Origin of the sequence: Enterococcus dispar ATCC 51266, from assembly GCF_000406945.1 — a bacterium.
Taxonomy (GTDB): domain Bacteria; phylum Bacillota; class Bacilli; order Lactobacillales; family Enterococcaceae; genus Enterococcus_C; species Enterococcus_C dispar.
In genome coordinates, this window is the sequence record NZ_KE136354.1 from 840253 (window position 1) to 856088 (window position 15836).

The 15836-nt window shown below is 38.2% G+C and carries 13 protein-coding genes; 12 read left to right on the forward strand and 1 reads right to left on the reverse strand.

Annotated features, from left to right (window positions below):
• From aroB to RK01_RS04080, 12 genes are all read left to right on the forward strand, one after another.
• Entirely contained in the window at positions 1 to 1065 is a 1065-nt protein-coding gene (gene aroB / locus RK01_RS04025; RefSeq protein ID WP_016172001.1) for a 3-dehydroquinate synthase, read from the forward strand.
• On the forward strand, positions 1065 to 2231 hold the full coding sequence (gene aroC / locus RK01_RS04030) for a chorismate synthase (RefSeq protein ID WP_016172002.1): 1167 nt from the start codon (positions 1065 to 1067) through the stop codon (positions 2229 to 2231). The genes aroB and aroC overlap by 1 nt, the downstream gene beginning before the upstream one ends.
• Positions 2232 to 2244: 13 nt before the next feature.
• Positions 2245 to 3336: a prephenate dehydrogenase gene (locus RK01_RS04035; protein ID WP_016172003.1), complete on the forward strand. Its 1092-nt coding sequence runs from the start codon at positions 2245 to 2247 to the stop codon at positions 3334 to 3336.
• 12 nt (positions 3337 to 3348) lie between these two features.
• On the forward strand, positions 3349 to 4641 hold the full coding sequence (gene aroA / locus RK01_RS04040) for a 3-phosphoshikimate 1-carboxyvinyltransferase (protein ID WP_016172004.1): 1293 nt from the start codon (positions 3349 to 3351) through the stop codon (positions 4639 to 4641).
• On the forward strand, positions 4634 to 5143 hold the full coding sequence (locus RK01_RS04045) for a shikimate kinase (protein ID WP_016172005.1): 510 nt from the start codon (positions 4634 to 4636) through the stop codon (positions 5141 to 5143). The genes aroA and RK01_RS04045 overlap by 8 nt, the downstream gene beginning before the upstream one ends.
• Positions 5140 to 5964, forward strand: a complete 825-nt coding sequence (pheA, locus tag RK01_RS04050; RefSeq protein ID WP_016172006.1) for a prephenate dehydratase — start codon at positions 5140 to 5142, stop codon at positions 5962 to 5964. The genes RK01_RS04045 and pheA overlap by 4 nt, the downstream gene beginning before the upstream one ends.
• A gap of 111 nt (positions 5965 to 6075) precedes the next feature.
• Positions 6076 to 7296 (forward strand): LCP family protein, encoded by a 1221-nt coding sequence (locus RK01_RS04055; protein ID WP_016172007.1) that lies wholly within the window; start codon positions 6076 to 6078, stop codon positions 7294 to 7296.
• Positions 7297 to 7494: 198 nt separating this feature from the next.
• Positions 7495 to 8343, forward strand: coding sequence for a DegV family protein (locus tag RK01_RS04060; RefSeq protein WP_016172008.1), 849 nt, complete (start codon positions 7495 to 7497; stop codon positions 8341 to 8343).
• Positions 8344 to 8614: 271 nt separating this feature from the next.
• The gene (locus RK01_RS04065) at positions 8615 to 9094 is read left to right on the forward strand and encodes a DUF6530 family protein (RefSeq protein ID WP_016172009.1); all 480 of its coding nucleotides are present in this window, start codon (positions 8615 to 8617) and stop codon (positions 9092 to 9094) included.
• Positions 9095 to 9115: 21 nt separating this feature from the next.
• Complete coding sequence (locus tag RK01_RS04070; RefSeq protein WP_016172010.1) at positions 9116 to 11368, forward strand: AAA family ATPase; 2253 nt, start codon at positions 9116 to 9118, stop codon at positions 11366 to 11368.
• Between the two features lie 190 nt (positions 11369 to 11558).
• Positions 11559 to 13301 (forward strand): ABC transporter ATP-binding protein, encoded by a 1743-nt coding sequence (locus tag RK01_RS04075; protein WP_016172011.1) that lies wholly within the window; start codon positions 11559 to 11561, stop codon positions 13299 to 13301.
• The gene (locus RK01_RS04080) at positions 13294 to 15168 is read left to right on the forward strand and encodes an ABC transporter ATP-binding protein (RefSeq protein ID WP_211212126.1); all 1875 of its coding nucleotides are present in this window, start codon (positions 13294 to 13296) and stop codon (positions 15166 to 15168) included. Before RK01_RS04075 ends, RK01_RS04080 begins: the two co-directional genes overlap by 8 nt.
• A gap of 87 nt (positions 15169 to 15255) precedes the next feature.
• Here RK01_RS04080 and RK01_RS04085 read toward each other — a convergent pair whose 3' ends face one another.
• A complete protein-coding gene (locus RK01_RS04085) occupies positions 15256 to 15807 on the reverse strand; it encodes a TIGR01440 family protein (protein WP_016172013.1) in 552 nt (183 codons plus the stop codon).
• Positions 15808 to 15836: the final 29 nt, after the last annotated feature.

The window sequence follows — 15836 nt, forward strand, 5'->3', positions numbered from 1 at the left end:
ATGCAAGTTAACTTAAAAGAACATTCCTACGAAATTCTGATTAAACGTGGCGCTTTAAAAGAGTTGGGGCGCTGGATTAATTCCTTATGGACGCCTCAAAAAATTGCCGTCATTACCGATACCAATGTGGCACCCCTTTATAGTCAAACTGTGATGAAACAATTAACAGCTGCTGGACACGCACCGCATTTAGCGGTAGTGCCCGCAGGAGAAGCGAGTAAATCGTTGAAAACTGCAGCAGAATTATATGATTTTCTAGCAGAAGCAGGATTTACTCGCAGTGATGGTATTCTTGCACTAGGTGGGGGGGTAATTGGTGATCTAGCAGGATTTGTGGCTTCAACGTATATGCGGGGTATCCATTTTGTCCAAATTCCAACGACATTACTAGCGCAAGTAGATTCTAGCATCGGCGGCAAAACTGGAGTAAATACGAGTAAAGCAAAAAATCTGGTGGGAACTTTCAGTCAGCCTGCTGGCGTCTTAATCGATCCAAATGTTTTAGAGACATTAGAAATGCGACGGGTACGAGAAGGAATTGCCGAGATCATTAAATCTGCGGCAATTGCAGATTTGCATTTATGGCAGCAATTAACCCAGTTAAAAGACGAAACAGATTTATTATATCACGCTGAAACAATTATCACTGCAGCTCTTGAAGTAAAGCGTCATGTCGTAGAAGAAGATGAATTTGATAATGGCATGCGTCTGATCTTAAACTTTGGGCATACCATTGGCCATGCCATTGAAAATACGGCAGGATATGGGGTTGTTAGTCACGGAGAGGGTGTGGCTTTAGGAATGCTGAAAATTAATCAGGTCTCAGAAATAAAAGGTTTGACGCCTATGGGGACCACAGCACAACTTAAAGAGATGATTATGAAATTTCATTTGCCAACAGAATTACCAAATTGGGATGAAAATGCCTTGTATCAAGCGATTACCCATGATAAAAAAGCACGAGGGACAAATTTGAAATTAATTTTATTAGCTGAAATTGGTCAAGCTAAAATTGTAGAAATCCCTTTAATAGAAATGAAAGATTATCTAAAGGAGGCGTTATAATGCGTTATTTAACAGCAGGAGAATCTCATGGCCCGGAACTAACGGCTATTATTGAAGGGCTACCAGCTGGTATGCCACTTTTAGCAGAAGATATTAATTTGGAATTGGCAAGACGGCAGGGCGGCTATGGACGAGGTGGTCGGATGAAAATTGAAAAAGATCAAGTACGGATTACCTCTGGTGTACGACATGGGAAAACATTGGGTTCACCTGTTACTTTGATTGTCGAAAATCGCGATTGGAAAAATTGGCAAACTGTTATGTCAGCCAAAGAAGTACCGGAAAAAGAGCAAAAATTACGACAAGTAACCCACCCAAGACCTGGTCATGCAGATCTAGTGGGAGGAATGAAATATCACCACGATGATTTACGAAATGTTTTGGAGCGTTCATCTGCCAGAGAAACTACAATGCGCGTAGCTATTGGAGCCATTGCCAAAAAATTATTAAAAGAATTAGAAATCGAAGTCGCAGGACATGTTACCGTTTTAGGTGGTATTAAAGCAGAAATTCCAGCAGAAATTAGTTTAGCGGAAGTAAAAAAACGTTCTGAAAAGTCTGAAGTGCGCGTGGTGGATGCAAGTGTTGAAACCCAAATGAAGCAACTGATAGATCAGACGAAAAAAAATGGCGATACTATCGGGGGCATTGTAGAGGTTTTAGTGGGAAATGTTCCAGCAGGACTGGGTAGTTATGTCCAATGGGATACAAAGCTAGATGCCAAATTAGCCCAAGCAATCGTTGGAATTAATGCTTTTAAAGGGGTAGAATTTGGCGTTGGTTTTGAAGCTGCTAATTTACCCGGCTCGAAAGTAATGGATGAAATTATTTGGACAAAAGAAGTCGGCTATCGGCGTAAAACCAATCATCTTGGTGGTTTTGAAGGTGGTATGACAAATGGTGAGACTATTATCGTCAAAGGGGTTATGAAACCAATTCCAACTTTATACAAGCCTTTAATGAGTGTCGACATTCAGACCAAAGAACCTTATAAGGCGAGTGTAGAACGCTCCGATAGCACGGCAGTTCCTGCGGCGAGTGTGGTTGCTGAAAATGTGGTGGCTACTGTTTTAGCAGAGGAAATTTTAGCCAAGTTTTCTAGTGATTCGTTTGAAGAGTTAAAAGAAGCTGTTATGAACTATCGCCAATATGTTAAAAACTTTTAGGAGGTCTATTAAGATGGAGCAAAAAGTTTTAATCGTTGGTTTAGGATTAATTGGTTCATCGCTTGCCTTAGCAATTAAAAAAGAGCACCCAAAAGTTATGATTACAGGTTTTGATTTACATGAAAAAACCTGTGAGATTGCTTTACAAAAAGGAGTTATTTCTGAGGTTGCGTGCAATTTTGCCCAGAGCGCAGCACTTGCAGATATCATCATTTTAGCGGTACCGGTTTTTAAAACGATTGCTTATTTAGAAGAACTCGCACAACTTTCACTAAAAGAAAATGTGATTGTGACAGACGTTGCAAGCACCAAAGAGATGATTATGCATACGGCTAAGACTTTACCCTTTGCATTTATTGGGGGTCATCCCATGGCAGGCTCGCATAAATCGGGAATAAAAGCAGCAGACAGCAACTTATTTGAAAACGCCTACTACATTATTACCAACCAAAAAGAATCCCAGAACAAAGTAGTACTTTTAGAGACGCTACTGGCAGGCACAAAAGCAAAATTTGTTGCACTTCATCCGACCGAGCATGACCAAATTACAGCCATGCTAAGTCATTTACCTCATATAATTGCTGCTGCATTGGTAACGCAAGGAGATCTTTTTAATCAAGACTATCCGCGAGCAAAGCAATTAGCCGCAGGGGGATTCCGGGATATTACACGAATTGCTTCTTCTGATCCGGTGATGTGGACAGAAATTTTACTAAGTAATCAAAAAGCTATTTTACACCAGTTAGATAATTGGCAACTAGAGGTTAGTCATATCAAAGAATGGGTAGCAGCAGCGGACAAAAAAGCTATTTTCAATTTCTTTGACCAAGCCAAAGATAATCGTGATCGTTTACCTGTTCATAAAAACGGTGCAATCCCTGCCTTTTATGATCTTTACCTCGATATCCCCGATGAACCAGGTGTAATTGCTGAAGTAACCGGACTTTTAGGACGTCATCAAATCAACCTGATTAATCTGAAAATTCAGGAAACAAGAGAAGACATTAATGGCATTTTACAAATTAGTTTTCGTAATGAAAATGATTTACAACGGGCACAAGGATGCCTTTTAGAAAATACAAATTATCCTATCCGCATAAAATAAAAGGAGGCCGCTATGAAATTATTACAAGCACCAAACGGCTTATATGGCAGTATTACTGTTCCTGCAGACAAATCAATTTCGCATCGCAGTATTATGTTTGGCGCCTTATCAATTGGTCAAACAACAATTAAAAATTTTTTACGCGCACAAGACTGTTTAAGTACATTAAATGCATTTAAAAAACTTGGTGTTCCCATTACAGATGATGGTACTACAATTACAGTAACTGGTGTCGGTTTCAATGGTTTAACCAAAAGCCCGGCAGCAATTGATATTGGTAATTCTGGTACAACAATTCGCTTAATGATGGGCATTTTAGCAGGACAAAACTTTACTACAACCTTGTTTGGCGACGAATCACTTAATCGGCGGCCAATGGAGAGAGTAATGGCACCGTTACGCCAAATGGGAGCACACCTTACGGGTAAAGAGGATAGTGAATTTCCACCGATTACAATTCAAGGTACAAAAGAGCTAGTATCAATTGACTATCAAATGCCAGTAGCGAGTGCTCAAGTCAAATCGGCAATTATTTTTGCGGCTTTACAAGCAAAAGGTACGTCAACGATTATTGAAAAAGAGATTTCCCGTAATCATACCGAAGAAATGATTCGGCAATTTGGTGGCAAAATTATGACAGACGGCCGAGAAATTAGACTAACAGGACCACAGACTTTGAGCGCTCAAAATGTTATAGTACCAGGCGATATCTCTTCTGCTGCATTCTTTTTAGTGGCTGCTGCAATTACGCCTGATAGTCAGTTATACCTTAAAAATGTGGGCATGAACCCCACCCGAACCGGAATTATTGATGTTTTAACCCAAATGGGGGCTAAATTAGCAGTAGAAAATATTGATGCAGAAAACCAAGCAGCTGATTTAAAAATTGAGACCACTAACCTTGAGGCAATTACGATTGAAGGGGAGATTATCCCCCGTTTAATTGATGAACTACCAATTATTGCTCTACTTGCCACCCAAGCGAATGGTCAAACAATTATCAAAAATGCTGAAGAGTTAAAAGTAAAAGAAACCAATCGAATCGATGCAACCGCTGAAGAATTACAAAAAATGGGTGCCGATATTATTCCCACTGCCGATGGCTTAATTATTAATGGACCGACGCCGTTAAAAGGGGCTGAAGTCTCAAGTCGTGGCGATCATCGCATTGGCATGATGTTGCAAATCGCGGCTTTAATTGCCGAGGGCGTCACCACGCTGCAGTTTCCAGAAGCTATTAATATTTCCTACCCCAATTTTTTCAACGATGTTAAAAAAATCATAGCAGGTGAAAATAATGCGTAGTATTTTACTCATTGGTTTTATGGGCGCTGGAAAATCAACTATCGGTAACACTTTAGCTAAAAAATTAGGATATCCATTAATTGATTTGGATGATCTAATTACTGAAAAAATCGGGATGCCCATTAATACCTATTTTGACCAACACGGCGAAGCTGCTTTTCGCCAAGTAGAAACAGCTGTTTTGAAAGATAATTTGACGACAGATGCAATTGTTGCCACTGGGGGTGGTATTGTTGTAAATGAATTAAACCGTAATCTTTTAAAAAGTCATCCGCAAGTCATTTATTTACAAGCAGATTCTGAAACGTTAATTAGACGCATCAAAAATGATACTCAAAATGTTCGTCCTTTGGCTTCTGAAAAAAAGGAAGACACAATTATTTCATTATTAAACTCACGTTTGAAACATTATGAAGAAAGTGCAGCAATTATAATTGAAACTTCACAGCGTCCCCCTGATGAAATTGTAGCAGAAATTATAGAAAGGCTGGAAAAAGCATGAAGATTGGTTATTTAGGTCCTGAAAGTTCTTTTTCTTACCATGCTGCCAAAAGACAATTTGATACAGCTGATCTAGTAGCATACGCTTCTATACCGGCCTGTTTACAGGCTGCATTGCAAGCAGAAGTGGATCTGGCAATTGTCCCCATTGAAAATTCTCTGGAAGGCTCTGTTCATGCTACAATCGATACTTTATCACAAAATCCAGAACTGCAAGTATTAGCCGAGGTCATCTTGCCGATAAAACAACAACTATTAGCAGTGAATCCAGCTGATTTTCAAAAAATTTATTCTCATCCACAAGCTTTGGCCCAGTCACAGAAATTCTTAGCAACGAATTATCCCCTGGCTGAGTTGATTCCTACCGCTTCAACTGCTGCCGCTTGTGAATACGTCGCTAAGCAACATGCCGACCAAATTGCCGCAATTGCATCTTTTGAAGCAGCATCGGCCTATGGGCTAGAGATTGTCAGTAGTGACATTCAAGACAATGATTTCAATCAAACACGTTTTTGGATTGTGAGTCCAAAAAAAGTAATGGATTTTGGCTGTGCTGAAAAAATGTCATTAATTTTGACCTTACCTTCCAATCAAGCAGGAGCACTCCATCAAATGTTGGCAGCCTTTGGTTGGCGCCAAATCAATTTAAGTAAAATTGAATCTCGGCCTCTTAAAACGAGTCTGGGAGAATACTTTTTCGTGGTCGACCTCTTATTAAATCGTCCGTCTGAATTAATTGAAAATGCAATTGAAGAAATCGAATTGTTAGGAGGAATGGTTGTCCGGTTAGGTGCCTATCCTGTGACAATTACTAGCGACTAACAAATTTGAAAGAAATGCTATGAAATGATTAAATTTTTTCATAGCCTCTTTTTTTGCCATCAAGTTGGGGTACACTTGAAGAGAAACGATTTACTTTTGGAGGTAGCCAGTATGAGTCGCATGGATCGCTATAAAAAAATTCATGAAGAAACAAGCAAAAAAGAAAGTGTCTTTGCCCGTAAACAAATAAATGAAAAAGAAACTGCAGAAAATGAAACGGACAATGATAAAGACAATTACCCAAATAACAGGCCTGTGCCAGAATCTTATCAGGAGGAGGCTACTAGCAAAAAAGCACTTCCTAGTTTTGGCATTAAAAAAAATAAGTTCAAAACTAATCGTAGCTATAACAGTGGTGGCGGAAATGAAGGAAGTAATAGAAATAATCAGAAAAAAGCAGCCTCTTCTGCAAAAAAAACACAACCTAAAGCGCCTAAGAAAAAACGACCTATTATTCGGTTTATCATTGGCTTGCTTGTTTTTCTACTTATCTATAGCGGAGGTGCTTTTGCGCTAGGCAAAATGGCGGCCTCTTCTGATAAAGAGATTCCCAAACAAGAGACCGAGAGCTTTAACGGTTTTACCTCAGCGGATGGTTCCAATAATATTTTGTTGCTAGGTAGTGACAGTCGTAAAGGAGAAACCGCGCGTGCAGACACCATTATGGTATTGCAATTAGATGGTCCGAGTAAAAAACCAAAATTGGTCTCCTTTATGCGGGATACATTAGTTGATATTCCTGGCGTAGGACAAAATAAGATTAATGCAGCTTATGCATATGGGGGCGCAGAATTGGTACGACAGACAATCGCACAAAATTTTGGTTTAGAATGTAAATATTATGCTGTGGTGGATTTCAAATCATTTGAAAAAGTAATCGATACCTTATTTCCCGGCGGAGTTGCGATTAACGCTGAAAAAGATATGAGTACCAACTTGGAAGTTCCGATTAAAAAAGGGCAACAAAATATGGATGGTTTGCATTTATTACAGTATGCTCGTTTTCGGATGGACGAAGAAGGGGACTTTGGGCGTGTTAGACGCCAACAACAAGTGATGGATGCTATTTTTAGCCAAATGAAAAATCCACTTGCGATTGCTAAGTTACCATATGCAGCCGGAAAAGTTTTAGGTTATACTGGAACAAACCTTAAAACCAGCTTCTTAGTGAAAAATAGTTTGCATATTTTAAAAGGGGCTAGTGGCATTGACCGCATGACAGTTCCTGCTAAAGATACATGGGAATATGGTAACACCGCAGAAGCAGGCAGTGTTTTAGTGGTGGATAAAGAAGCAAATAAAACAGCGCTAAATAATTTTTTAGCAAAATAATTTTTTTGATCTAAGAAGAATATGTATATTAAATTTTGTCATTAAAAAAGGATTGGGAGACAATCCCCCATCCTTTTTTCCATTTTATTTTTAACGACTGCTTCTTTTCAAGTGAATCCAGCATAAACTATTTTCCTGTCTCTTAGTTTATGCTATATTTGTAGAAGTAGTGAAATTTTCTTGAAACGAGGATTATAAATGAAATTAGCAGTTGTAACAGATAGTTCTGCATTTCTACCTGAAACCATCAAAAATCATTCAGATTTATATATTATTCCTGTCCCTGTCATTATTGACGGAAAAAGCTATAACGAAGGTGTTGATATTGAAGCTGATGAATATTACGATATGTTGAATAGTAGTAAAGAGTTTCCCACGACTTCTCAACCTGCATTAGGGGAAGTAATCGAGCTTTACGAGAATTTAGCCGCCAAAGGATATGATACGATTTTGAGTATTCATTTATCTGGAGGGATTTCTGGATTTGTAGCAACTCTAAATACAATTAAAGATGAAATAGACGGTGTAAAAGTTATCCCCTATGATTCAAAAATTACCAGTATGCCAATGGGACATATGGTAGAAAGTGCTATCCAGATGAAGGATGCCGGTAAAACATTAGAAGAAATCATTCAACACTTAGATATGATTCGTGACAATACTTATGCCTACTTAATCGTAGATGATTTAAACAATCTTGTTCGCGGTGGACGTTTAACCAATGGAGCGGCCTTAATTGGTGGTTTACTGAAAATCAAACCTATTTTAACCTTTAATAATGGTAAAATTGAATTATTTGAAAAAATTCGTTCTAGTAAAAAAGCCTTTAATCGCGCGGAAGAAGTGATTGGCCAGCGAGATGAGGAGATTAAGCGACCTGTTAAATTGTATGTGATTCATGCCAATAATTTAGTGGTAGCACAAGAAGAAAAAGAAAAATTAGCAGCAAAGTATCCGAATGCGGATATTGAAATTGGGTATTTTGGTCCTGTTATTGGTACCCATTTAGGAGAAAAAGCAATTGGAATTGCTATTTCCGCCCTGTAAAAAAGCAAGCAGCTTCCAAAGAGTAGAAATTTTTCTACTCTTTTTTTATTTTTCAATCAAGTCATATCTAGCCCAAGAGTAAAAGCTAACACGTCTGACAGTTTTTCCAAGAAATTGCGAGATTTTTTAGTAAGTTGGAATTCAAATAATTGGGTATAAGTCAAAATAATTGGCAATTTATCCGACCTTTTTTATACTTTAGTAGAGTAGTATTTTACTAAATTACTGCGTGGCAATAATAGCCACGGAAAAAACTAGAGGAGTGAAGATATTGGAAATTCCAACAAATCTAAAACATAAACCGGTTCTTGTCGTAGAAAATTATGATAATGCTGATGGCAAACAAGCTTTTGAATCAGATGCAAAAGGGATTTCATTGGGACTGGCACAATGGAATGATCGTGGTAAAGTGGATATTTCTGGTAAGGTGTGGCGTCATACTGGTGAAAAATGGTCGCGTCAATCAGAAGAATTACCGATTAATCGCATTTTGGATTTGGCAATTTTAGTCGCGCAAGCCAGCATCTATTTTCAAGATGCATATCGTTATCCTAAATTTTACGATCCAGAAAATCCTGTAGTTGATATTATTGGCGTACAAGGAAATCGGATGACAGTTGAAGTCGATACAAATAACCCAATGATTGATGAAGATATTAAACTTTTCCATGACACTTGGCAAAAAGATGGTGAAATTCTAGGGGAACGTTTCCGCATTTTGAAACGACTATTAGAAGAAGCGGGTTACTAATACAAAGTAGGTGAAATAACTATGACGATGCCCTATGCCGTTACAAACGAACGAATATTTAGTCGCTTGGAAAAACAAATGATTTGGCAAAAACCAAAAAGTCATCAAACAAGTGAGATAGAATTACGGATTGCTTCAGAGATCAAAAGTAATTGGAACGATTCGGACATGAAAATAATGAATGTACTCTTAGAAGGCGATGCCGGCTCTGGTAAAACGCAATTAGCCAAAGCTCTATCGTATGATTTGCAACTACCGTATACCAAAGTAACTTGTTTTGCAGATATGGATAAATCTGATGTTTTTGGTGCTTTATTACCAGTCGTTGCAAGCGATGATGAAAGCGATGGTGAATTACTAGAAGCTATTTATCAAACCGACAGCTTAGACGCTGTTCTAAACTTAATTGCGCAACATTACAGTATTACGATCGCACGTGCCAAAGTGCGTTTAGCAGAACTGGTGGAACGGATTAATCAGAATGAACAAGAAGTAGTTCATTACAAGTTTTATCCTTCCGAAATTGTCCGAGCGATAGAAAAAGGTTACCTGTTGGAAATTCAAGAGCCCACGGTGATACGTGATGCATCTGTATTGGTCGCATTAAATTCGGCTTTAGAAGCAAATGGGATGTTGAATTTACCAACCGGAATGATTAAAAGACATCCCGATTGCGTCATTATCATTACTACCAATCGTAACTATCAGGGAAATCGGCCGTTAAACGAATCGCTACGGGATCGTATGCAACATGCCGAACGGATGGATTTACCTGAACTTGAAGTGATGGTAGAACGAGCCGTAGCAAAGACGGGGGCCAATAATCTGCCGGTTATTACCAAAATGGCTGAAATTATTCGTTTATTAGATGAAACTGCTAAAGCCAATGCTATTAAAGGTGTAGCAGGGATGCGTTCTTATTTTTATTGGGTCAATACCTTTAAGCAAGGACAAAATATTTTTGAAACACTTTATCCAAAGGTGATTTATAAGTTAACTACTGAACCAAGCGAAATAGCATTGTTACAAGAAGCGTTAGATGACAGTCAGCTACTTGTATTATTACGTCAGGAACTTGTTCCTAACGCTAAAGAAGTCTTTAAAGAAATTAAAGGGCGAAAAATTTCTACCACTGAAGCCGATTTGCGTAATATTGCTCAAGAAGCTGAAAGTGAAGCAATTTTAGGAAGTACCCTTACAGAAGATGAAGATAGCCAAAAAGAAGATTCTATAAGTGAAGCCGAGCCAATCCAAGAGCAGTCCGTAAAAACGACGCCAAAAGAACAGGCTGCACTGAATAGCGAAAAAGATGCTCACGATGGGGCCAGCCAAAAGGGAAAAGAAAATGATGAAGGGATTTCAAGCGAGCAAAATGTCGACATTGCGACTTATGAAAAATCCGAAAAAGAATTAAGGAAAGAATTGAATAAAGCTGCCCGTACTGCAATGAAAGGCACCCTTCATGAAAAAGAAGGACTAATTGTTCAGCGGCCCACATTTACTAAAGAAAATGTTGTACAAGCAGCAGTTTTGCGTCAAAGTGTAGCCTCCGTCGTGGAACGTTTAACAAAAAAAATTACTGATATTTTAGAAAATGAGCAAAGTGAAGTTTATGGAAAGGGAAAATATAGTGGTACTCGCTTTGATGCCAGTCGGGTTGCCTATGGTGATTATCGCACTTTTGATAAGAAGACACCTCCTCACAAAGAGCCTTCTTTAGCTTTAGCCATTCGCATTGATGAATCTGGCTCAATGTTAAAAGACGATCGCATTGCAAGTGCCCGTTTAGCGGCTATAGCAGTCGCAAGCTTTGCAGAAAAAATGGCAATTCCGTTCATGATTTATGGGGATACCGCGGACTTATCAACTCGTGAAAAAACTTCTATTTATTCGTATAAAGAATTTGAAGATGATTTTACCTATTTAGGGGCAAAACTTGTTACGATGAAACCACGTCAAAATAATCGTGATGGCGTACCTCTCCGTCTCTTAAGCCAAAAATTAGCGAATGAAAAGGCGACCACCAAGTTATTGATTAATATCTCTGATGGACAACCTAAAGCACTGCCAGATTATACTGGTGATAAAGCAAAAAAAGATATTCAAAATGTTATAGCAGAATTTGAACGCCAAGGTGTTATTTATTTAGCCGCTGCCATCGGTGATGATAAAGAAGCAATTAAAAATATCTATGGCAGTGAACGCTTTTTAGATATTGGTGATCTTAAAACATTCCCAGAAGATTTAATTCAATTGATTTCACGTTATTTGTGAAGCTTGCGCAATTCTGACTACTAAAGTTTCTTTTTAGAGAAACAAAACGCAAAAATATTCTAATTGATGAGAAAAATGAGAAACTTATTGTTTGAAGGACGTATTTTTATCAGTTAAAGTAAATAAAGACGCACTAGCCGCAGCTTGTGGCTAGTGTCTATTTTCATATGAAAAAGAAAGGACGGAGGATATGATCAAAAAACTATTAGCTAATGTGGGCCAGTACAAAAAAGATAGTTTACTAACACCGATTTTTGTTGCCGGCGAAGTTGCCCTTGATGTTATTATGCCACTTATTATGGCCATGATGATTGACCAAGGTGTGGAAAAAAGTAATACGAGTGTCATTTTGAAACTAGGTGGGCTTCTTTTTTTCTGTGCCCTGATTGCCTTAATTTTTGGCGCACTAGGAGGGCGAACTGCGGCAATTGCTTCAGCCGGTTTTGCACGTAATTTACGCCATAATATTTTTAGTCGAATACAAGACTTTTCATTTTCCAATATTGACCGGTTTTCAACTTCAAGTTTAATTACACGGCTGACAACAGACGTCACCAATGTGCAAAATGCCTACCAAATGATTATTCGAATACTGGTTAGAAGTCCATTGATTTTAATTTTTTCCCTGATTATGGTTAGTTTTATCAATCCCCAACTAATGTTAATCTATTTAGCTGTATTACCCTTTTTAGCGATTGGCTTGGCAATTGTGATTCATTTTGCCCATCCTTTATTTATGAAAGTCTTTCGCATTTATGACAAGCTTAATAACGTGGTCCAGGAAAACTTACAGGGTATTCGCGTTGTTAAATCATATGTGCGTGAAGAACAACAGGAAAAGGTATTTGATGAAGTGTCCACCGATGTTTACAAAAACTTCACCAAAGCACAACGAATCGTAGCCTTCAATAATCCCTTGTTACAAATTTCTGTTTATACTTGTATGCTTTTGCTTTCATGGTTTGGGGCGCAATTAATCGTTGATAAAAGCAGTTTAACAACGGGCGAATTGGTCAGTATGTTCAACTATACTATGCAAATTTTAATGAGTTTAATGATGATGTCAATGGCTTTTGTCCAAATTTTAATTGCCCGTTCCTCAGCTGAACGGATTACAGAAGTTCTATCAGAAGAAAGTGATTTAAAAAATGATGCGCAACCACTGCTTGAAGTAGCGGACGGTTCGATTAGTTTTGATGATGTCTGCTTTAGTTATGCAGATGATATGGAAAAATTAGCACTCGAGCATATTAGCCTATCTATTAAATCTGGGGAGGTTATTGGACTTATTGGTGGAACAGGGAGCTCAAAATCTACATTGGTTCAATTAATCCCTCGTCTTTATGATGTAACATATGGCACAGTTAAAGTTGGTGGTGTGGATGTGCGAAAATACGACCTAGCCACATTACGTGATCAAGTAAGTATGGTTTTGCAAAACAATGTTCTATTTACAGGCACTATCAAAGACAATTTACGCTGGGGGAATGAATCTGCAACCGACGAAGAATTAATTGCTGCTTGTAAAATTGCGCAAGCGGATGATTTTATTAATGAATTTCCAGATAAATATGACACAATGATTTCTCAAGGCGGCAATAATGTCTCTGGTGGACAAAAGCAACGGTTAACCATTGCTCGTGCCTTGCTTAAAAAACCTAAAATTTTAATTTTAGACGATTCAACTAGTGCAGTAGACACAAAAACAGATCGTGCTATTCGTGAGGGTTTAGCTAAAGCAATTCCTGGTATGACCACCTTAATCATTTCACAGCGCATCAGTTCCATTCAAGATGCAGACCGTATCGTTGTTTTAGATGATGGTAAAGTAAATGGTATTGGCACTCATGCAGAATTATTGGCTGATAATCAGATTTATCAAGAAGTTTATCAATCGCAACAGAAAGGATTTGGTGAAAGTGGAAATGAGTAAACCGGTAGTGAAACGTTCAACTGGATCTAATCTAAAGCGGTTATTAACTTTAATGTTTAAAGAATATAAGATTCAGCTGGTCTTTGTTTTAGTCATGATTTTATTAAGTGCATATGCTAACGTCAAAGGTTCTTTATTCTTACAAGTGGTTATTGATCAATATATTACACCTTTGATTGGCCAAACACATCCTAATTTCAGCGGGCTATTACAAGCAATTTTACAAATGGCTTTGATTTATTTAGTTGGGGTCATTGCCTCACTTACCTATAATTTTATGATGGTTAAAATTAGTGAAGGAACGCAAAAGAAAATACGGGATCAAATGTTTACGCATTTAGAAAGTTTGCCAATTCGTTATTTTGATGCGAATTCTGATGGGGATATGATGAGTCATTTTACCAATGACACCGACACATTGCGGCAAATGATCTCGCAAAGTATTCCCAATTTGATGATGGCATTGGTAACTTTTGTTTCTGTTTTCATTGCCATGTTCACGATTAGTTTGCCCTTAACCGGCTTTGTCTTAATTTCTGTCTTTTTGATGATGAATGTGATTCGTTTTATCTCCAAAAAAAGTGGCCGCTTCTTTGGTGCTCAACAAAAAGATTTAGGCCAAGTAAATGGCTATATCGAAGAGATGATGCACGGACAAAAAGTGGTTAAAATTTTTAACCATGAAAAAAAAGTAATGGAAGAATTCGATACTTTAAATGATCAACTACAAGAAAGCGCCACGAAAGCCAATATCAATGCAAATACTCTAATGCCAATTATGATGAATCTTTTAAATGTGCAGTATGTTTTAGTCGCAATTATTGGGGGGCTTTTTGCAATTAACGGTATTTCTGGCTTAACAGTCGGCATGATTGCCTCTTTTTTACAATTGAGTCGTTCTTTAAATGGACCGATTAGCCAAATATCACAACAAATTAACTTTGTTATTATGGCATTAGCCGGTGCCGGCCGTATTTTTAATTTACTGGATGAAAAATCCGAACAAGATGACGGTTATGTTACTTTAGTTAATGCTAAAAAAGTTGACGATCAATTAGTGGAAACAAAAGAGCGTACCGGCTTGTGGGCATGGAAGCACCCCCACGAAGATGGCAGCATTACCTACACCGAACTGACAGGTGACGTTGTTTTTGAAGATGTTGACTTTGGCTATGTTGACAATAATATTGTTTTACATGATATTAATCTTTACGCCAAACCGGGTGAAAAAGTGGCCTTTGTTGGCGCTACAGGCGCAGGTAAAACGACCATTACAAACCTGATTAATCGATTTTATGATATTCAAGATGGTAAGATTCGTTATGACGGAATCAATATTAAAAAAATCAAAAAAGACTCTTTACGCCGTTCGCTGGGGATTGTTTTACAAGACACCCATTTATTTACCGGCACAATTCGCGAAAATATCCGGTTTGGTAAATTAGATGCAAGTGATGAAGATGTATTGGCTGCTGCAAAATTAGCCAATGCCGATGGCTTTATTAATCATCTGCCGGATAAATACGATACTGTCATTACTGGTGATGGCGAAGGTCTTTCACAAGGCCAGCGCCAATTGCTGGCGATTGCCAGAGCTGCAATTGCCGATCCGCCAGTCATGATTTTGGATGAGGCAACTTCAAGTATCGATACCCGAACAGAAGGAATTGTTCAGTCAGGGATGGACAGACTAATGCATGGACGCACAGTCTTTGTGATTGCTCACCGTTTATCGACTATTCAAAATGCCGACGTTATTATGGTTTTAGACCATGGACGTATTATTGAACGAGGAAGTCACGAAGCCTTATTAGCGGAAAAAGGCATGTATTATCAACTGTATACTGGAAAAGTAGAATTGGATTAATAAATATAAAAATGCAGAACGTATTCGCCTTTTAAAGCGATAGGTTCTGCATTTTTTAAGTTGGAAAAACTTTTCTAAAAAAGACTTTTATTCATAAGCTGCCCGCGGACCACCGATATATTTTGGTCGTGAACGCAAAGCTGTCACGTGAGCACTACCTAAAGTATTGGCAACGGGTCGTACAGGTACTTGGACATGTTTCACATGCATACCGATAGACGTATCACCAATATCAATTCCTGCTTGGGCGATGATATGTTCCACTTCGACAGGATTTTCAAATTGTTCAAAAGCCGCAACGGAGCAGGATCCTCCTGCGTGCAGTGCTGGTCTAACCGAGACAATTTCAAAATTATTTGCCTTAGCAACGTCACGGTCTACAACTAAGGCGCGATTTAAATGCTCACAACCTTGAACTGCCAAATTGATTTTTAACGGATCTAATATACCTTTTAATGTTTCAATAACCCATTGACCGACTTTTGCACTAGAATTTTTCCCAATGACACCACCTATAATTTCACTTGTAGAACAGCCCAGGACAAAAATATCATCTTCTTCTAAATTAGCTGCCGCAAGGATACTTTCAACCATCGCTGTTAACTGTTCTTTTAATTCATTTTCAGTAATTTGGCTCATTTTTTTCACCTCTGGTTTTATTATCGCTA